The organism is Pseudomonas savastanoi (assembly GCF_020917325.1).
Classification (GTDB): Bacteria; Pseudomonadota; Gammaproteobacteria; order Pseudomonadales; family Pseudomonadaceae; genus Aquipseudomonas; species Aquipseudomonas amygdali.
Genome location: NZ_CP076652.1, coordinates 3,768,307 through 3,782,210 on the forward strand (window position 1 = coordinate 3,768,307; position 13,904 = coordinate 3,782,210).

13 protein-coding genes are annotated in these 13,904 nt (G+C 59.1%); 2 read left to right on the plus strand and 11 right to left on the minus strand.

Going from position 1 to position 13,904, the window contains the following annotated elements; all coding sequences use genetic code 11:
• Positions 1-57: 57 nt before the first annotated feature.
• The 5 genes from KP808_RS15785 to KP808_RS15805 are packed head-to-tail and all read right to left on the minus strand — an operon-like array spanning position 58 to position 6,167.
• The gene (locus tag KP808_RS15785) at positions 58-888 is read right to left on the minus strand and encodes a TIM barrel protein (RefSeq protein ID WP_058401601.1); all 831 of its coding nucleotides are present in this window, start codon (positions 886-888) and stop codon (positions 58-60) included.
• A gap of 35 nt (positions 889-923) precedes the next feature.
• Entirely contained in the window at positions 924-2,426 is a 1,503-nt protein-coding gene (locus KP808_RS15790; RefSeq protein WP_058409048.1) for a CoA-acylating methylmalonate-semialdehyde dehydrogenase, read from the minus strand.
• Positions 2,427-2,454: 28 nt separating this feature from the next.
• Positions 2,455-3,264 carry a 5-deoxy-glucuronate isomerase gene (iolB, locus tag KP808_RS15795; protein WP_058401599.1) on the minus strand — a complete coding sequence of 270 codons (810 nt, stop codon included), beginning with the start codon at positions 3,262-3,264 and terminating at the stop codon, positions 2,455-2,457.
• Between the two features lie 13 nt (positions 3,265-3,277).
• Complete coding sequence (gene iolE, locus KP808_RS15800; RefSeq protein ID WP_058401598.1) at positions 3,278-4,183, minus strand: myo-inosose-2 dehydratase; 906 nt, start codon at positions 4,181-4,183, stop codon at positions 3,278-3,280.
• A gap of 46 nt (positions 4,184-4,229) precedes the next feature.
• Positions 4,230-6,167, minus strand: coding sequence for a bifunctional 5-dehydro-2-deoxygluconokinase/5-dehydro-2-deoxyphosphogluconate aldolase (locus tag KP808_RS15805; protein ID WP_230016471.1), 1,938 nt, complete (start codon positions 6,165-6,167; stop codon positions 4,230-4,232).
• Between the two features lie 309 nt (positions 6,168-6,476).
• Between KP808_RS15805 and KP808_RS15810 the strand changes: the two genes are divergently transcribed.
• Entirely contained in the window at positions 6,477-7,385 is a 909-nt protein-coding gene (locus tag KP808_RS15810) for a MurR/RpiR family transcriptional regulator (RefSeq protein ID WP_010212666.1), read from the plus strand.
• 19 nt (positions 7,386-7,404) lie between these two features.
• Here the strand turns inward: KP808_RS15810 and KP808_RS15815 are convergent, their stop codons facing one another.
• From KP808_RS15815 to KP808_RS15825, 3 genes are read right to left on the minus strand one after another with little or no spacing between them, the layout of a single operon-like run.
• On the minus strand, positions 7,405-8,403 hold the full coding sequence (locus KP808_RS15815) for a lysylphosphatidylglycerol synthase domain-containing protein (protein ID WP_230016472.1): 999 nt from the start codon (positions 8,401-8,403) through the stop codon (positions 7,405-7,407).
• Positions 8,400-9,650: a cardiolipin synthase ClsB gene (gene clsB, locus KP808_RS15820; protein ID WP_230016473.1), complete on the minus strand. Its 1,251-nt coding sequence runs from the start codon at positions 9,648-9,650 to the stop codon at positions 8,400-8,402. The genes KP808_RS15815 and clsB overlap by 4 nt, the downstream gene beginning before the upstream one ends.
• A complete protein-coding gene (locus tag KP808_RS15825; RefSeq protein ID WP_002554095.1) occupies positions 9,647-10,432 on the minus strand; it encodes an endonuclease/exonuclease/phosphatase family protein in 786 nt (261 codons plus the stop codon). The genes clsB and KP808_RS15825 overlap by 4 nt, the downstream gene beginning before the upstream one ends.
• A 217-nt stretch (positions 10,433-10,649) precedes the next feature.
• Here KP808_RS15825 and KP808_RS15830 point away from each other — a divergent pair, with 217 nt between their 5' ends.
• Positions 10,650-11,189: a cytochrome b gene (locus KP808_RS15830; protein WP_058401595.1), complete on the plus strand. Its 540-nt coding sequence runs from the start codon at positions 10,650-10,652 to the stop codon at positions 11,187-11,189.
• Position 11,190: 1 nt separating this feature from the next.
• Here KP808_RS15830 and KP808_RS15835 read toward each other — a convergent pair whose 3' ends face one another.
• The 3 genes from KP808_RS15835 to psrA all read right to left on the minus strand — a co-directional run bounded on the left by KP808_RS15835 (position 11,191) and on the right by psrA (position 13,771).
• Entirely contained in the window at positions 11,191-11,931 is a 741-nt protein-coding gene (locus KP808_RS15835; RefSeq protein ID WP_058401594.1) for an S-methyl-5'-thioinosine phosphorylase, read from the minus strand.
• Positions 11,932-11,940: 9 nt separating this feature from the next.
• A complete protein-coding gene (gene nagZ / locus KP808_RS15840) occupies positions 11,941-12,939 on the minus strand; it encodes a beta-N-acetylhexosaminidase (RefSeq protein ID WP_177342383.1) in 999 nt (332 codons plus the stop codon).
• A 115-nt stretch (positions 12,940-13,054) separates the two neighbouring features.
• Positions 13,055-13,771, minus strand: a complete 717-nt coding sequence (gene psrA, locus KP808_RS15845; protein WP_004665746.1) for a transcriptional regulator PsrA — start codon at positions 13,769-13,771, stop codon at positions 13,055-13,057.
• Between the last annotated feature and the right edge of the window lie 133 nt (positions 13,772-13,904).

Consider the following 13,904-nt stretch of genomic DNA (forward strand, 5'->3'; position numbering starts at 1 on the left):
TTCGCACCTTGTTGTTGTTTGAGGTGGCCAGGGTTTGAGATGGCCTGACGGCGCAAGTCAGTGACGCTGCGAAACGGCTCGTGACAAGTGCGTCATGCTCGCCGCTATCGCCTGAGGAATGTCAGTCAGCGCGTGGACGCTTTCGGCGAACGGTTCGAAGGAAAGATGGCCCTGATAGCCGCTGTCCAGCAAACGCTCGATCTGCGATGCATTACCCAGAATGTCAGCTTCGCCGACCAGCACGCGATGGCCATCGCGAATGCTGTTGAGCGGTGCCTGCGCATCCTCGACACCGGAGATATGCACCAGCCCGGTCAACTCTGGAAACAGCTCGACCTCACCGGCCAGGTGGTGGTGAAAGGTGTCATGAACCAGCCGATAAACGTCCAGCCCACCCACCGCCCTGATTGCGTCCACCGCCTGACGTTTGAGGCGCAACGAGCACTCCTCGAAGCCCAGCGGTTCGACGAAGCCGAGAATGCCGTGCTCACGAAGAATCGGTGCCAACGCAGTCAACGCGGTGCGCAACCCCGAAGCGCGCTGCGCGCCGTTACGCGGATCTGCACGGTCATTGAGCGGGCATAGCACCAGACCGCGCGCACCGCAGTCGCGAGCGTACTGCGCAAGCTTCGTCGCCTGGGCTGCGCGCTCTTCATTCCAGACATCGAATGGGTACAGGGCGTTGATGGACAGCACCTTTACCCCCCGGGCAGCGCAAAGGTCACGAACGACCTGGGGTGCAGTGCCGTCCTCGATCTCGATACCCTTGAGGTCGTTGCGAATCTCGATGGCATCGGCACCCAGCTTCACCGCCAGATCGACGAAACCTTCCAGAGACAGGCGCGGCGCGACCATTCGATTAAGGGCGAAACGCAGAGGTTGGTTCATTGTTCTTGTTCTCCGCAACATTCCATTGATGAAGGCTATTTGGCAGTCGGCATACTGAACTCGGGGCCTTTGGCAATACTGTCCGGCCAGCGCTGCATGACACTCTTGTAGCGACTGTAAAAGCGCAGGCCTTCTTCGCCGTACGCGTGGTGATCGCCAAACAGTGAACGTTTCCAGCCGCCAAACGAATGCCAGGCCATGGGCACCGGGATAGGCACGTTGATACCGACCATGCCGACCTTGATGGTCCGCGCAAACGCACGGGCCACTCCACCATCGCTGGTAAAGCACGACACACCGTTACCGAATTCGTGTGCGTTGACCAGCTCGACGGCGCTGGCGAAATCCGCGACGTGAACGATGCCCAGCACCGGGCCGAAGATTTCCTCCTTGTAGATCTGCATATGCGGCGTGACGTGGTCGAACAGCGTCGCGCCGACGAAAAAGCCCTGCTCGGCACCCGGCACCTTGAAGTTGCGGCCATCGACAATCAGCTTCGCGCCCTCTTTGACGCCCTGATCGATGAAACCCTCGACCTTGGCCTTGTGCACGGCGGTGACCAGCGGCCCCATGTCCGAATCGGCCTGCATGCCGTTGCCGACCTTGAGCTGGTCGATGCGCGGCAGCAGCTTGTCGATCAGTTGCTGGCCGACATCGCCCACCACCACTGCAATGGAGATGGCCATGCAGCGCTCACCCGCCGAACCATACGCCGCCCCGATCAAGGCATCAGCGGCTTGATCCAGGTCCGCATCGGGCATCACGATCATATGATTCTTGGCCCCACCCAGCGCCTGCACGCGCTTGCCGTGGGCCGTGCCCTGCTGGTGAATGTACTCGGCAATCGGCGTCGAACCGACGAACGAAATGGCCTCGATGTCAGGGTGTTGCAGCAACGCATCGACCGCCACCTTGTCACCCTGCACCACATTGAATACGCCATCAGGCAGACCGGCTTCCTTGAGCAGGCGCGCCATCAGCAGACTGGCAGACGGGTCGCGCTCGGAAGGTTTGAGGATGAAACAGTTGCCGGTCACCAATGCCATGGGGATCATCCACAGCGGCACCATGACCGGAAAGTTGAACGGCGTGACCCCGGCGCAGACGCCCAGAGGCTGACGCAGGTTCCAGTTATCGATACCACCGCCAATGTTGTCGCTGAAATCACTTTTCAGCAGGCTGGGCGCACCGCAGGCAAATTCGACAATCTCGATACCGCGCACCACTTCACCACGCGCATCAGACAGCACCTTGCCGTGCTCGCGGCAGATGATCTGCGCCAGCTCGTCGTGGTGCCGGTCCAGCAATTCCTTGAACTTGAACATGACCCGCGCCCGGCGCAGCGAGGACTGATCGGCCCAGCCGGGAAAAGCAGCCTTGGCCGAAGCGACCGCTTCATCCACGGTTTTCACGCTGGCCAGCGCAACGCGCGCTTGAACAGTGCCGATTGCCGGGTTGAAGACATCGCTGTAACGCTCACCATCGCCGTCATTCAGGTGTCCGTTGATGTAATGGCCGATCACCGGTGACTCGTTCATCTCATGCCTCCAGAGTAAAAAGGGGAAATCAAAGATCCAGCAGCCAGCTGTGCTGCGGGTCGTTATGGAACTGCCAGGCGCGCGTCGGACCGGCCATCACGTTCAGGTAATACGATTCGTAACCGTAGGGCACGGACACTGGGTGATAGCCTTTGGGCACTGTCACCAGATCATTGTTTTCCACGGCCATGGCCTGATCGATACTGCGGTCATCGGTGTAAACCCGCTGGAAAACGAAACCCTGCGGCGGGTTGACCTGGTGGTAATAGGTCTCTTCGAGAAAGCTTTCGTGGGGCAGATTGTCCCGGTCGTGCTTGTGTGGCGGGTAGCTGGACGAATGCCCTGAAGGAGTCCGCACCTCGACCACCAGCAGCGAATGCGCCGGTTCACTGTCCGGCAGGATGTCGCACACGTAACGGGTGTTGGCCCCTTTGCCGCGTACGCTGCGTTTCATGCTGCCCGGCATGATCAGCCGTGCCGCAAGCTGTTTGCGCGCATCGCCCGGTGCCGTGCATACCGCCAGGTGCAGCGGCCCACGCGCAACGAACTCTGCCTGACTATGCGGTGGCAGGTAGACCGCAAACGGCGATTTTTCCTCGAAAACTGATTGCCGGTCGCCGATGTTTTCCCAACTGAAAGCGCCCTGCCCCGGTGCTTCGCCATTCACGCTGGCGTGCCCGGCCAGCAAGACCACGCACAGTTCGTTTTCTTCGGCACCGAGAGGCAGGCGCTCTCCGGCTTCCAGACGGTAGGCGGCAAAGTTCACGTACTCGAGCGAACCGGGCGCCAGCGCCACGATGTCACGGCCCTGGGGTTTGCTTTTGGTCAGCAGATTCATGGATAGATCCTCCTTATCGCGCATCGGCCAGCAGTTGGCGCAGGGTGTCATAGCCCTTTTTGGCATACACATAACTCGGCGCTACCGCTGGGTCCTGTTCGGCCTCGACCACCAGCCAGCCGCTATAGTTGGATTGCAACAACACCTTGAGCAGCGCTGAAAAGTCGATATCACCATCACCTGGCACCGTGAACGTGCCATTGATGATGCAGTCCGGAAAGCTCCAGAGATTGTTGCGTGCCAGTTGCACCACAGGTTTGCGCACATCCTTGAAATGCACATGGCAGACACGCTCGATGTGCTTGCTCAGCACCTGCAAAGGCTCGCCGCCGCCCATGTAACAATGCCCCGAATCGAACAGCAGCCCGACTTCCTTGCCGGTCAGTGTCATCAGCCGATCAATATCCTGTGGCGACTCGACGTAAGCGCCCATGTGGTGGTGATACGCCAGGCGCACGCCTCGGGATAGAGTGAAACGCGCCAGTTCGGTGAGTTTTTCGGCATATTCATGCCAGGCTGCATCGCTGTGAAAACGCGGGCGCTCAACCAACGGAATGCGCTGCCCCTGAATCGAGTCAGCCACTTCACCGTACACCAGCACCGACGCGCCATTCTCGGCGAGCAATTGCACATGCGGGGTAATGGCTTCGATTTCTTCGGCCACCGAGCGCCGCGCCAGACGGCTTGAATACCAGCCGGACACCAGCGCCAGATCATAGGGCCGCAGCACATCACCGACCCCCTTGGCATCTTTCGGAAACTTGCCGTTGAGCTCAAAGCCTTCGTAACCAATGGCTTTGCCTTCGCTCAAGGCGGTGCTCAGAGGCGTCTCTCCGCCGAGGGCCGGCAAGTCATCGTTGCTCCAGGAGATCGGGTTGATGCCGATGCGGATCCTGGGTGTGGAAATGGAAACGGGCATGGCTGCACCTTTTTTGTTGTTATCGCGACGTCAGATCAAGAAAGAGTCAGGCGCGGCTTTCGCGCCAGGACTCGATCAACCAGTTGAAGGTGCTCTGCACCCGACTGACCAGCGCCGCATCGTCTATTTCCCCGGCCATCCAGGCCCGGCTTGGCTCGCGGAATATGGTCCGGCCCACGGCAAAACCCTGGCAGACGCGGCTGTGTCGTGCTTCGGCAAAACCGGCAGCGAGGTCTTCGACAGGCGCATTGAGCCCGAGCAGTACCACGCCACGGCAATACGGATCGCGCTGCTGGATCAATTCGTCCAGTTGCTGCCAGACCTGCGCACTCTGCGCCTCGATCTTCCACCACGCAGGGTAGATGCCCAGGTTGTACAAACGCTTCAGCGACCGAACCATCACGTCGGGATGAGACGAGGGGTGATCCTTGGGCGGAATGATTTCCAGCAGCAGTTCGTGACCACTGACTTTCGACGCGTCGTAGAGCGCCTTGATCTGCGCTTCCTGCTCCAGGCGCAGCATGGGCTCGTCATCGGGGTGATATTGCACCAGGCACTTGATGATCTGTTCTTGCGGCCAGGCGAGCAGATTGCTGCCGATGGAGCGGCCATGCTCGAACGCCAGCGGTCTTGAACCCTGCACTTCCACCGGACGCGCCACCCACCAGCCGCGACCGGTCGCAGCGTTGAGCGAATCCTGACCGAAGCGCTGGTCGGCAAGCAGCCCGACATCGGCGTCGATGCCGCGCTGGCGCAGGCCGGCTTCGACCCGCTCAACCGCCTGCACGAACAGTTGCTTGAGCTGGCTGATGCTGCTCAGATCACGCCCGGCCTGCTGGGCCAGCTCGACCAGTTGACCGCGATGATCGAAGGCGAAGATGAACAACTGCCGCCACTGCTTGCGCGGCACGCTGACCTGATGCAGCCGTTGCAGGGCGACATCCTGATCAGGCCGGGTAATGGGGTGTGGGCTGTTGAACAGGTAGTCGAGTTCTGCAGGCGTCGGCATCGCGGGCGCACAGGCATGCCGCGACACCACCAGCCCGCCACAGGCATTGGCCAGCTGGCAGCAGCGCTCGTCGCTGGCATCCTTGAGCCAGCCGCTGAGAAAACCGGACATGAACGCATCGCCAGCGCCCAGCACGTTGAGCACTTCAACCCGCACGCCGGGGTAGATTGCGCCGTCTTCAAGCCGCGCAGGAATCGCACCGTGAATCACTGTACAACCTTGCGGGCCGAGCTTGACCACAAGCGTCGCGGCCGTCAGTTCGCGCACGGTACGCAGGGCAGTGAGCAAATCGGTAGAGCCGCCGGCAATCTGAAATTCTTCTTCAGTACCGACAATCAGGTCAAAACGCGGCAGGATGCGCTGCACATGCTGACTGACCTTCTGATCGGCAACAAAACGTGTCTCGCCATCAGCCTTGGCCGCCAGGCCCCAGAGCACCGGGCGATAATCAATATCCAGCACGCGTTTGACGTCGTGCTTTTCGGCGTAGTCGAGCGCCTGGCTGCTGGCCTTGAACACTTGATCGGTAGAAAAATGCGTGCCGGTGATCAGCAGCGCCTTGCTCGACGCGATCTGCTGTTCGTCGATGTCCTCGGCGCGCAAAGCCATGTCGGCGCAATTTTCGCGGTAGAACACCAGGGGGAACGTTTCACGGTCTTTCAGCCCCAGCAGCACCATGGCGGTCAGGCGCTCGGGATCGCGCTTGATAGCGCTGACATCACAGCCCTCGCGGGCCAGCGACTCGACCAGGAAGCGACCCATATGGTCATCACCTACCCTGCTCAGCATGGCCGACCTGAGCCCCAGCCTGGCAGTACCGAATGCGATATTGGCCGATGAGCCGCCCAGGTATTTGGCGAAACTGGAAACGTCTTCCAGCCGCGCACCTACTTGTTGCGCATAAAGATCGACGCCCAGGCGTCCGAGGCAGATCAGATCCAACTGACGCCCAGTGGCAAAGCGTGTCTGGCCCATGGTGGCTCCTGTTATTTTTATCAGCCTGCAGCGCCTGCATCATGTGTACACGCTGCTTTGTGAATGCAGCGTAAAACGTCGAGCCTCATCAATCAATATTTATTCTATAATTATTTTTAGTGGAATATTTTTTCCATACCGCTATTCAAGTGCTGGCACAATGCACAGGCGGGTAAGCTATAGTCGTCCCCGCCAAAGGCAGCCCCCATCGTCGGGCGTACAACTGCGCTACCCTGAAAGACGTTGCGCTGTAAGAAATTGCCCTGAAAGAACATGTGCCCTGAAAGAACAAGTAGAAAGGATTTGAATATGACCAGCGCCGATCAGCCCACTCTGCCCGAGACGAGCGTCGACATGCCGCCGACCAATGCCGAAGGCCTGCTAAGGCTGATCACTGATGAGTACGACGGTTTACCGCGTCAACTCAAGCGCATCGCCAGCTATATGAGCCAGCAGAGCGACCGGATCATGGTTGACCGGATAAGTGACATTGCCCGCGAATGCGAAGTCCACCCGTCGGCCATCGTGCGCTTTTCGCAGCGTTTCGGGTTCAGCGGCTTCAGTGAGATGCAGGCGTTGTTTCGCGAGGCGTATACGCACAAGACCACGCCGGTGCAGAATTACCAGCAACGCATCCGCAGCATGATCGCCAACAAGTCACAGAAGGCTCACTCGGGCGATCTGGCACGCGAATGCGTGAGCGCAACGCTCTCCGGGCTGGAGCGTTTGAGTGCAGAGCTGGACGACGATGAGTTCGAAAAGGCTGTAGATCTGGTAGTCAACGCCGACAATATCTACGTGGTGGGTGTGCGCCGCTCATTTGCTGTGGCGGATTATCTGGTCTACAACCTGCAACACACCAACAAGCGTATTCACTTGATATCGGGCCTGGGGGGCAGCTATCGAGAGCAGATGCGCAGCGTGCGTGCCAACGATCTGGTGATTGCCATCAGCTTCACGCCCTACGGCAAGGAAACCCAACATTGCCTGCGCATCGCCCAGCATCATCAGGCCAAGACGCTGATCATCACCGACAGCAATCTGTCGCCGCTGGCCAAGCGTGCTAACTCGGTGTTGCTGGTCAATGAAGGCAGCTCGTTCGCCTTCCGCTCGCTGAGCGCCACCCTGTGCCTGTGCCAGGCACTATTCATTGCAGTGGCGTATCGGCTGGAGCTGAAAGTCGACGAGATCCACGAGCAGGTCGGGTTTGATGATTGAGGGCTGAGATTCCCGGCCCTCAGGTCTTCGCTTCCTGCCCCATTCGCTGCTGGTTCTTCTCGCCCATTTTCTTCGCGCGTTTTTCCAGCACCAGATACACCACCAATGCAATCAACAGCGGCAGCAGGAAGTAAATGGCGCGGTAGCCGATCAGAGCGGCCAGCAGACTGCCCTTGGAGAACTGGTGAGCCAGCAAAGTAATGAATACGGTCTCAAGCACGCCCAGCCCGGCTGGAATGTGAGTAATGACACCTGCGATGCTGCTGATCAGCAACACACCGAGAATCGCCGGGTAAAACGCCTTGTCGGGCAACAGCGTGTAAATCACCGCAGCCATCAGTGACCAGTTCAGGGCCCCCAGGCTGGCCTGCATCAAGGCCTGCTTCATCGACGGCAAATTGAATTCCTGATCACGAACGGTCCATGAGCGCTTCTTGGAAAAGCGGCAGGCCAACAGGTAGGCAAAACACACTGCCAACAGTCCGAAACCGATCAATTGCAGGGTCGTGGTGCCAATCGACCATTCCTCTGGCAACTCCAGAAAACGCATCGAAAACACGAAACCGGCCAGCAGCATGTAACCCAGCCAGTTGGTAATCAGGCTGAGGCTCAGAATCCGGGTGATGGTCGACACGTCCAGCCCCAACCGGGAATACAACCGGTAACGCAAGGCGATGCCGCCAACCCATGAACTGAGATTGAGGTTGAATGCGTAGCAGACAAAGGTCACAGGCACGATCTGCTTGATCGACAATGTGTGGCGGGTGTAATACCGCGCCAGTACATCAAAGCCGCAATAGGTCGCGTAACTGGCAAAGGCCACAACGGCGGCAATGGCCAGAGTGCTGGCCTTGTAGGACGACAGCGCCTGCTTGACCTCTTGCCAGTCAAGGTTCTTGACCAGCAGAAACAACAGGACCGGGACGGCGATAAAGAAAAACAGATTGAATATCCGCTTTGCCCATTTCCATTTGGCTCCCTGCGCACTTCGCGGCGCTGCACTTGCGGCCTGAGTCATGAAGTTTTCTCCTGGTCCATGTCGTGGTTGTTCTGCTGCTGTTCGATGACTTTCGCTTCCGGCACCACGTCACCGGCCCGTAACGGCTTGAGGCGCACACCGTGAACCGGGAACAAGCCGGCAATGGCCGGAAAACGCCGCAGAAAAAAGAAGCTTAAAACGATCATCGGCGCACGCCACCACTGACCACGCGCCGCGCCCTTGAGGCTCATCTGCTTACTGTGCGCAGCGGCAAGCTCCATCAGATGGTTTTGCAGATGCTCATTGAGCCCGCGATCACGGATGAACAGATTGGCCTCCAGGTTCAGCGCCAAGCTCAGCGGGTCGAGATTGCTGGAGCCCACGGTGGACCAGTCCTGATCGATCAGCGCGACCTTGCCGTGCAATGCACGTTGCTTGTACTCGTGAATGACCACGCCGTCGCGCAGCAGGTAGGTGTAGGTCAGCCGCGAGCAGACCCGCACGAACGGCATGTCGGGCTGACCTTGCAAAATCAGGGTGACCTTGACGCCCCGCCGTGATGCATTGCGCAGCTCACGCAGAAAGCGGTAGCTGGGATAAAAATACGCGTTGGCCAGGGTGATCCGTTGCTTCGCAGCGCGAATCGCCTCAAGGTACTGCTCTTCGATATCGGTACTGTGCTCGTCATTGTCGCGCTCGGCGAGCAGCATGCTGGCGTCACCGGCACGGTCCAGCTTCAGTGCAATGGGCGGCAATTTGTCACGAACGACCTTGCTCAGCATATTCAGCGCGCTCTGGTGGATATCGCCAACAATCGGGCCACGGACCAGAACGGCATAGTCCTGTTTGGCCGTCACCCCCGTGTCAGTCATGTGATCAACGCTGTAGTTGATGCCGCCGATAAAGCCCAGTTCGCCGTCAATGACGACCACCTTGCGGTGCAGACGGCGGAACAGGTTGGTGCGCATACCCATGAATCGCGGACGCGGGTCGAACAGCTGAATCTGAATACCGGCATCGATCATGGTTTTGACAAACACCGAACTCAGGTCCGATGTCCCGTAGTCATCTACCGTGACAACCACTTTCGCGCCGTTGGCCGCAGCTTGGAGCAATGCCTGTTGCAAGCCCTCGCCAATCCGGTCTTCAAAGATGATGAAAGTCTCGATCAACACCTCTTTGCGCGCGGCCCGTATGCACTCGAACACCCGGGCGTAGAAGTCTTCACCGTTGATCAGCAGCTCTACCGAGTTGCCATCACACCACTGCCCTGTCGTATTGCTCATAAGGTCAACTCCACCGCCAGCGGTGCATGATCGGAAAGATGAGACCACGGGCGGCTGGACAGTACTTTCGGCCTGTGGGAAGTCGCGTTGCGGACATAGATCCGGTCAAGCCGGAGCAAAGGCCAGCGGGCCGGAAAACTTTTGGCCGGCGCGCCGAAGCGCTCGACAAAAACCTCGTGCAACCCGGTGCCCTCCAGCAAAGCATCGGCGCGCTGACGCCAGTCATTGAAATCACCGGCAACGATTACCGGCTCACCCTCGGGAAGACGCTCCATCAGCTCGGCGAGCAGGTTGAGCTGCTGACGCCGATGGCTTTCACGCAAGCCCAAGTGAACACACACCGCATGCACCCGACCGGCGTATGGCACCTCCAGGATGCAGTGCAGCAAACCGCGCTGCTCGGTGCCATGAATGGAAATGTCGAGGTTCTCGTGCTGGATGATCGGGTACTTGGACAACAGCGCGTTACCGTGATCGCCATCCGGGTACACCGCATTACGACCATAGGCAAAGTCGTTCCACATGCTGTCGGCGAGGAACTCGTACTGGGAAATCGTCGGCCAGTCCTTGACGCTGCGCGCATGGCTCTGGTGCTCGCCGTGCACTTCCTGAAGAAACACGATATCGGCCGATACAGTACGCACAGCCTCACGCAACTCCGGCAAAATGAAGCGGCGATTGAAAATGCCAAAGCCCATGTGCATGTTCATGGTCAGTACATTCAATGAAACACTGGCGGACACTGGCGTTGCTGGGCCGACAGGCGGATTGGCACTGGTCAAGACTCGCTCCCGGGTGAATATTCACGTCATATGAAGCCACCCATCGGCACAGGTTCCGTCCCGTGTCGCCTGTGCTGCGTATTTGCCATATTCAGTCGGGGCATATTCAATGGCACTGATCTGACGCTGAAAAAAACGCGTACAAATGAAACGCAGGATCCCGGCAACTGCCTAAACTGCTTACCGGACCTGTAAAAAAGCGACAAGGAATCCAACCGTGGATGCACCGACCTCTCAACGCTACACCGCACGAGCCAGATGGCTGCACTGGGTCATGGCCCTACTGATTGTGCTGGCGTATACCCTGATTCTGAGCCGCAGTCAGTTTGGCAAGGGTTCTGAATACCGCACACTGGTCGTGCAGAGCCATTTCTGGGTGGGGATTGTTATTCTGGCCATGGCGTTTTTCCGCGTCGCCGAGCGTCGACGGCATCGTCCGCCCGGCATAACGCCGCCGCTTGAAGGCGCGTTGCGCTTAGCCGCGACACTTACGCATTACGCGCTGTATGCGTTCCTGTTCGCTCAGCCTTTATTGGGTCTGCTGACGGTGATGGTGGAAAAAGGTGCGTTACCCATTCCCCTCACCGACCTGCAGATACCCTGGCCCCTGCCGACCTCGGATCGCAGGGCCGAAACGTTCGAAGATGTGCACAAGCTGCTGGGCTCGATCTTCTATTACGTCATCGCCCTGCACGTAGTCGCCGCGCTCTGGCATCACCTTGTGCGCAAGGACAATACCCTCAAGCGCATGCTGTAAGTCAGGAGGCTGACAGAACCCGGGCGAGCGTGGCTTTTACCTTGCCCATACCATCGCGCAGGGCCTGTTCGATTTCTGCCATGGTTATGACAGTGGTCGACTTGCCCGCTGCCGGATTGACTACCAGCGCCAGGCAGGCGTATTCAAGCTCCAGCTCACGAGCCAGAGCGGCCTCGGGCATACCGGTCATGCCAACAATGTCGCAGCCATCGCGCTCAAGGCGGATGATTTCGGCGACCGTCTCCAGGCGCGGCCCCTGGGTACACGCATAGACACCCCGATCAGAGAACGCGCACCCTTCAGCGGCCAATGCTGCAACCAGCCGCGCCCGCAGCGCTTCGCTGTACGGATAGCTGAAGTCAATGTGCGTGACCTCTTCCAAATCATCGGCAAAGAATGTGTGCTGGCGACCACTGGTGTAGTCGACCAGATCATGCGGCACGCAAAAGTGCCCGGTGCCCATCGCTGGATGTATGCCACCCACCGCATTGACCGCCAGAATCGCTTCGGCACCGGCCTGTTTCAAGGCCCAGATGTTGGCCCGGTAGTTGACCTGATGCGGTGGCAAACGATGCGGATGGCCATGCCGCGCCAGAAACATCACTTCGCGACCGGCATAATCGCCGATCTGGATTTCGCCGGAAGGTGCGCCATAAGGCGTGTTCATCGGCAAGGATTGCCGAATGTTCAGGCCTTCCAGCTGGGTCAGGCCAGTACCGCCAATAATCGCGTAAACAGTCATCGCAAATCCTTAATCGATCAGTTGAGCAGCGCGCAGGGCCTGAAGCGCGGCCTGCCAGCGCGGGTGTTGCCGATAATCGGTACTGGCTGATGTCTGACCGCGCATACGCGCAATGCGCGGCGAAGGCCTGACTTTCAAGCGCTGGGCCGCACCGAGGGCCAGCTCTGCCGCAGCGCGGTCGTTGCATACCAGCCCCATGTCGCAACCCGCCGTCAGCGCAGCCTCGATACGGCTGGCGGCATCACCGACCACGTGGGCACCGGCCATCGACAGATCATCACTGAAAATAACACCGTCAAATTTCAGTTCGTCGCGCAGGATGTCCTGCAGCCAGCGCTTTGAGAAACCGGCGGGCTGCGAATCGACTTTCGGGTAGATGACATGAGCGGGCATCACTGCGGCAAGCTGCCCGCTCAGGCGTGCGAACGGCACCAGATCGCTGGCGCGAATCTGTTCCAGGCTGCGCTCGTCATTCGGGATAGCCACGTGAGAGTCGGCTTCAGCCCAGCCGTGGCCGGGGAAATGCTTGCCGGTCGCAGCCATGCCGGCCGCGTTCATGCCACGAATAAACGCCCCTGCCAGCAACGCCGCACGCTCCGGGTCGCCCTCGAACGAACGCGTCCCGACGACCGCGCTGCGCTGGTAGTCCAGATCCAGCACCGGAGCAAAACTCAGGTCCAGACCGACAGCCAGCACTTCGGTAGCCATCAGCCAGCCGCAATGCTCGGCCAGCAGCACGGCATCTGGCTTGTCGGCAATGGCGCGCATCGGCGGTAGACGCACGAACCCCTGCCGCAGGCGCTGGACCCTGCCGCCCTCCTGATCCACTGCCAGCAGCAAGTCCGGGCGAACGGCGCGAATCGCCGCACTCAGTTCACGAACCTGACGGGGATGCTCGATGTTTCGGGCAAAGATAATCAAACCGCCCACTTCGGGCTGACGCAGAAACTGACGGTCTTCGCTGGTCAGCCAGGTGCCGGCGACATCGACCATCAGGGAGCCTTGCAGGCCAGAACTCATAGAAAAAACCCTTACACACCAGTGCCCATTTGCAATCCGGGCATGGTGCTTGATCCTGAAGCCTGACGCAATGCGATGCGCCGGTACATTAAGGCTTTGAGGGTCAGGCCTTGGCGACCGCAGGCGTGCCGGTGCTGCTCTTGCTGCGCGGCCTGAGTTGAGCGGCGATCATTGTCGGGTCACTGACGCCGGTGTCAGCACGCATGCCTGCGGCCAGAAATGGCACCATCAGGCGCATGACCTGCTCGATGGAGGTATTGACGCCAAAATCGGTTTCGGCAATCGCGCGCAGGGCCTTGATGCCGGACATGCTGAATGCAGCGGCACCGAGCATGAAGTGCACGCGCCAGAACAGCTCGATAGGCGGAATACGGGGGGCGGCTTCGTTGACCAGCGTCATGTAGCGACGGAACACCTTGCCGTACATATCTTCAAGATAACGGCGCAGGTGGCCCTGGCTCTGACTGAAGGCGAGCCCTAAAAGACGCATGAAGATCGACAAGTCATTACCGCTTCGCGGTTGCACGACAAGCGCCTGCTCGACGAGGATCTCCAGCAGCTCTTCAAGGCTTGGCTTGTGTTCGGGTTTTGCCTGACGACGCTCCAGCTCGCGATCGAGACTGATGCAGAACGGGCCGAGAAAGCGTGAGAACACCGCCTGAATCAGCGCCTTCTTCGAACCGAAGTGATAGTTCACCGCAGCCAGATTGACCGAAGCCTTGCTGGTGATGAGACGCAAGGAAGTTTCAGCGAATCCTTTTTCTGCGAACAACTGCTCGGCAGCATCAAGAATGCGTTCAACGGTTTCCGACTGGGCCATGGCTCTCTGCCTAACAAACGAACGTTTGAAACATACGTATCAGGCGCCCTGCTTGTCAAGCGGACCCGTTCATTTTGTGGCCGAACAGTCACGAAAATGGATGTTAAATGACAACAGACAGCTTATGCAGCGT

What these genes read in the sequence shown, in the direction of transcription:
- iolB (WP_058401599.1), bottom strand. Translation starts at nt 3,264, where the DNA reads ATGAATCTGCTGACCAAAAGCAAACCCCAGGGCCGTGACATCGTGGCG.
- clsB (WP_230016473.1), bottom strand. Translation starts at nt 9,650, where the DNA reads ATGAGCAATACGACAGGGCAGTGGTGTGATGGCAACTCGGTAGAGCTG.
- KP808_RS15815 (WP_230016472.1), bottom strand. Translation starts at nt 8,403, where the DNA reads ATGACTCAGGCCGCAAGTGCAGCGCCGCGAAGTGCGCAGGGAGCCAAA.
- KP808_RS15835 (WP_058401594.1), bottom strand. Translation starts at nt 11,931, where the DNA reads ATGACTGTTTACGCGATTATTGGCGGTACTGGCCTGACCCAGCTGGAA.
- KP808_RS15785 (WP_058401601.1), bottom strand. Translation starts at nt 888, where the DNA reads ATGAACCAACCTCTGCGTTTCGCCCTTAATCGAATGGTCGCGCCGCGC.
- KP808_RS15810 (WP_010212666.1), top strand. Translation starts at nt 6,477, where the DNA reads ATGACCAGCGCCGATCAGCCCACTCTGCCCGAGACGAGCGTCGACATG.
- psrA (WP_004665746.1), bottom strand. Translation starts at nt 13,771, where the DNA reads ATGGCCCAGTCGGAAACCGTTGAACGCATTCTTGATGCTGCCGAGCAG.
- KP808_RS15790 (WP_058409048.1), bottom strand. Translation starts at nt 2,426, where the DNA reads ATGAACGAGTCACCGGTGATCGGCCATTACATCAACGGACACCTGAAT.
- KP808_RS15805 (WP_230016471.1), bottom strand. Translation starts at nt 6,167, where the DNA reads ATGGGCCAGACACGCTTTGCCACTGGGCGTCAGTTGGATCTGATCTGC.
- iolE (WP_058401598.1), bottom strand. Translation starts at nt 4,183, where the DNA reads ATGCCCGTTTCCATTTCCACACCCAGGATCCGCATCGGCATCAACCCG.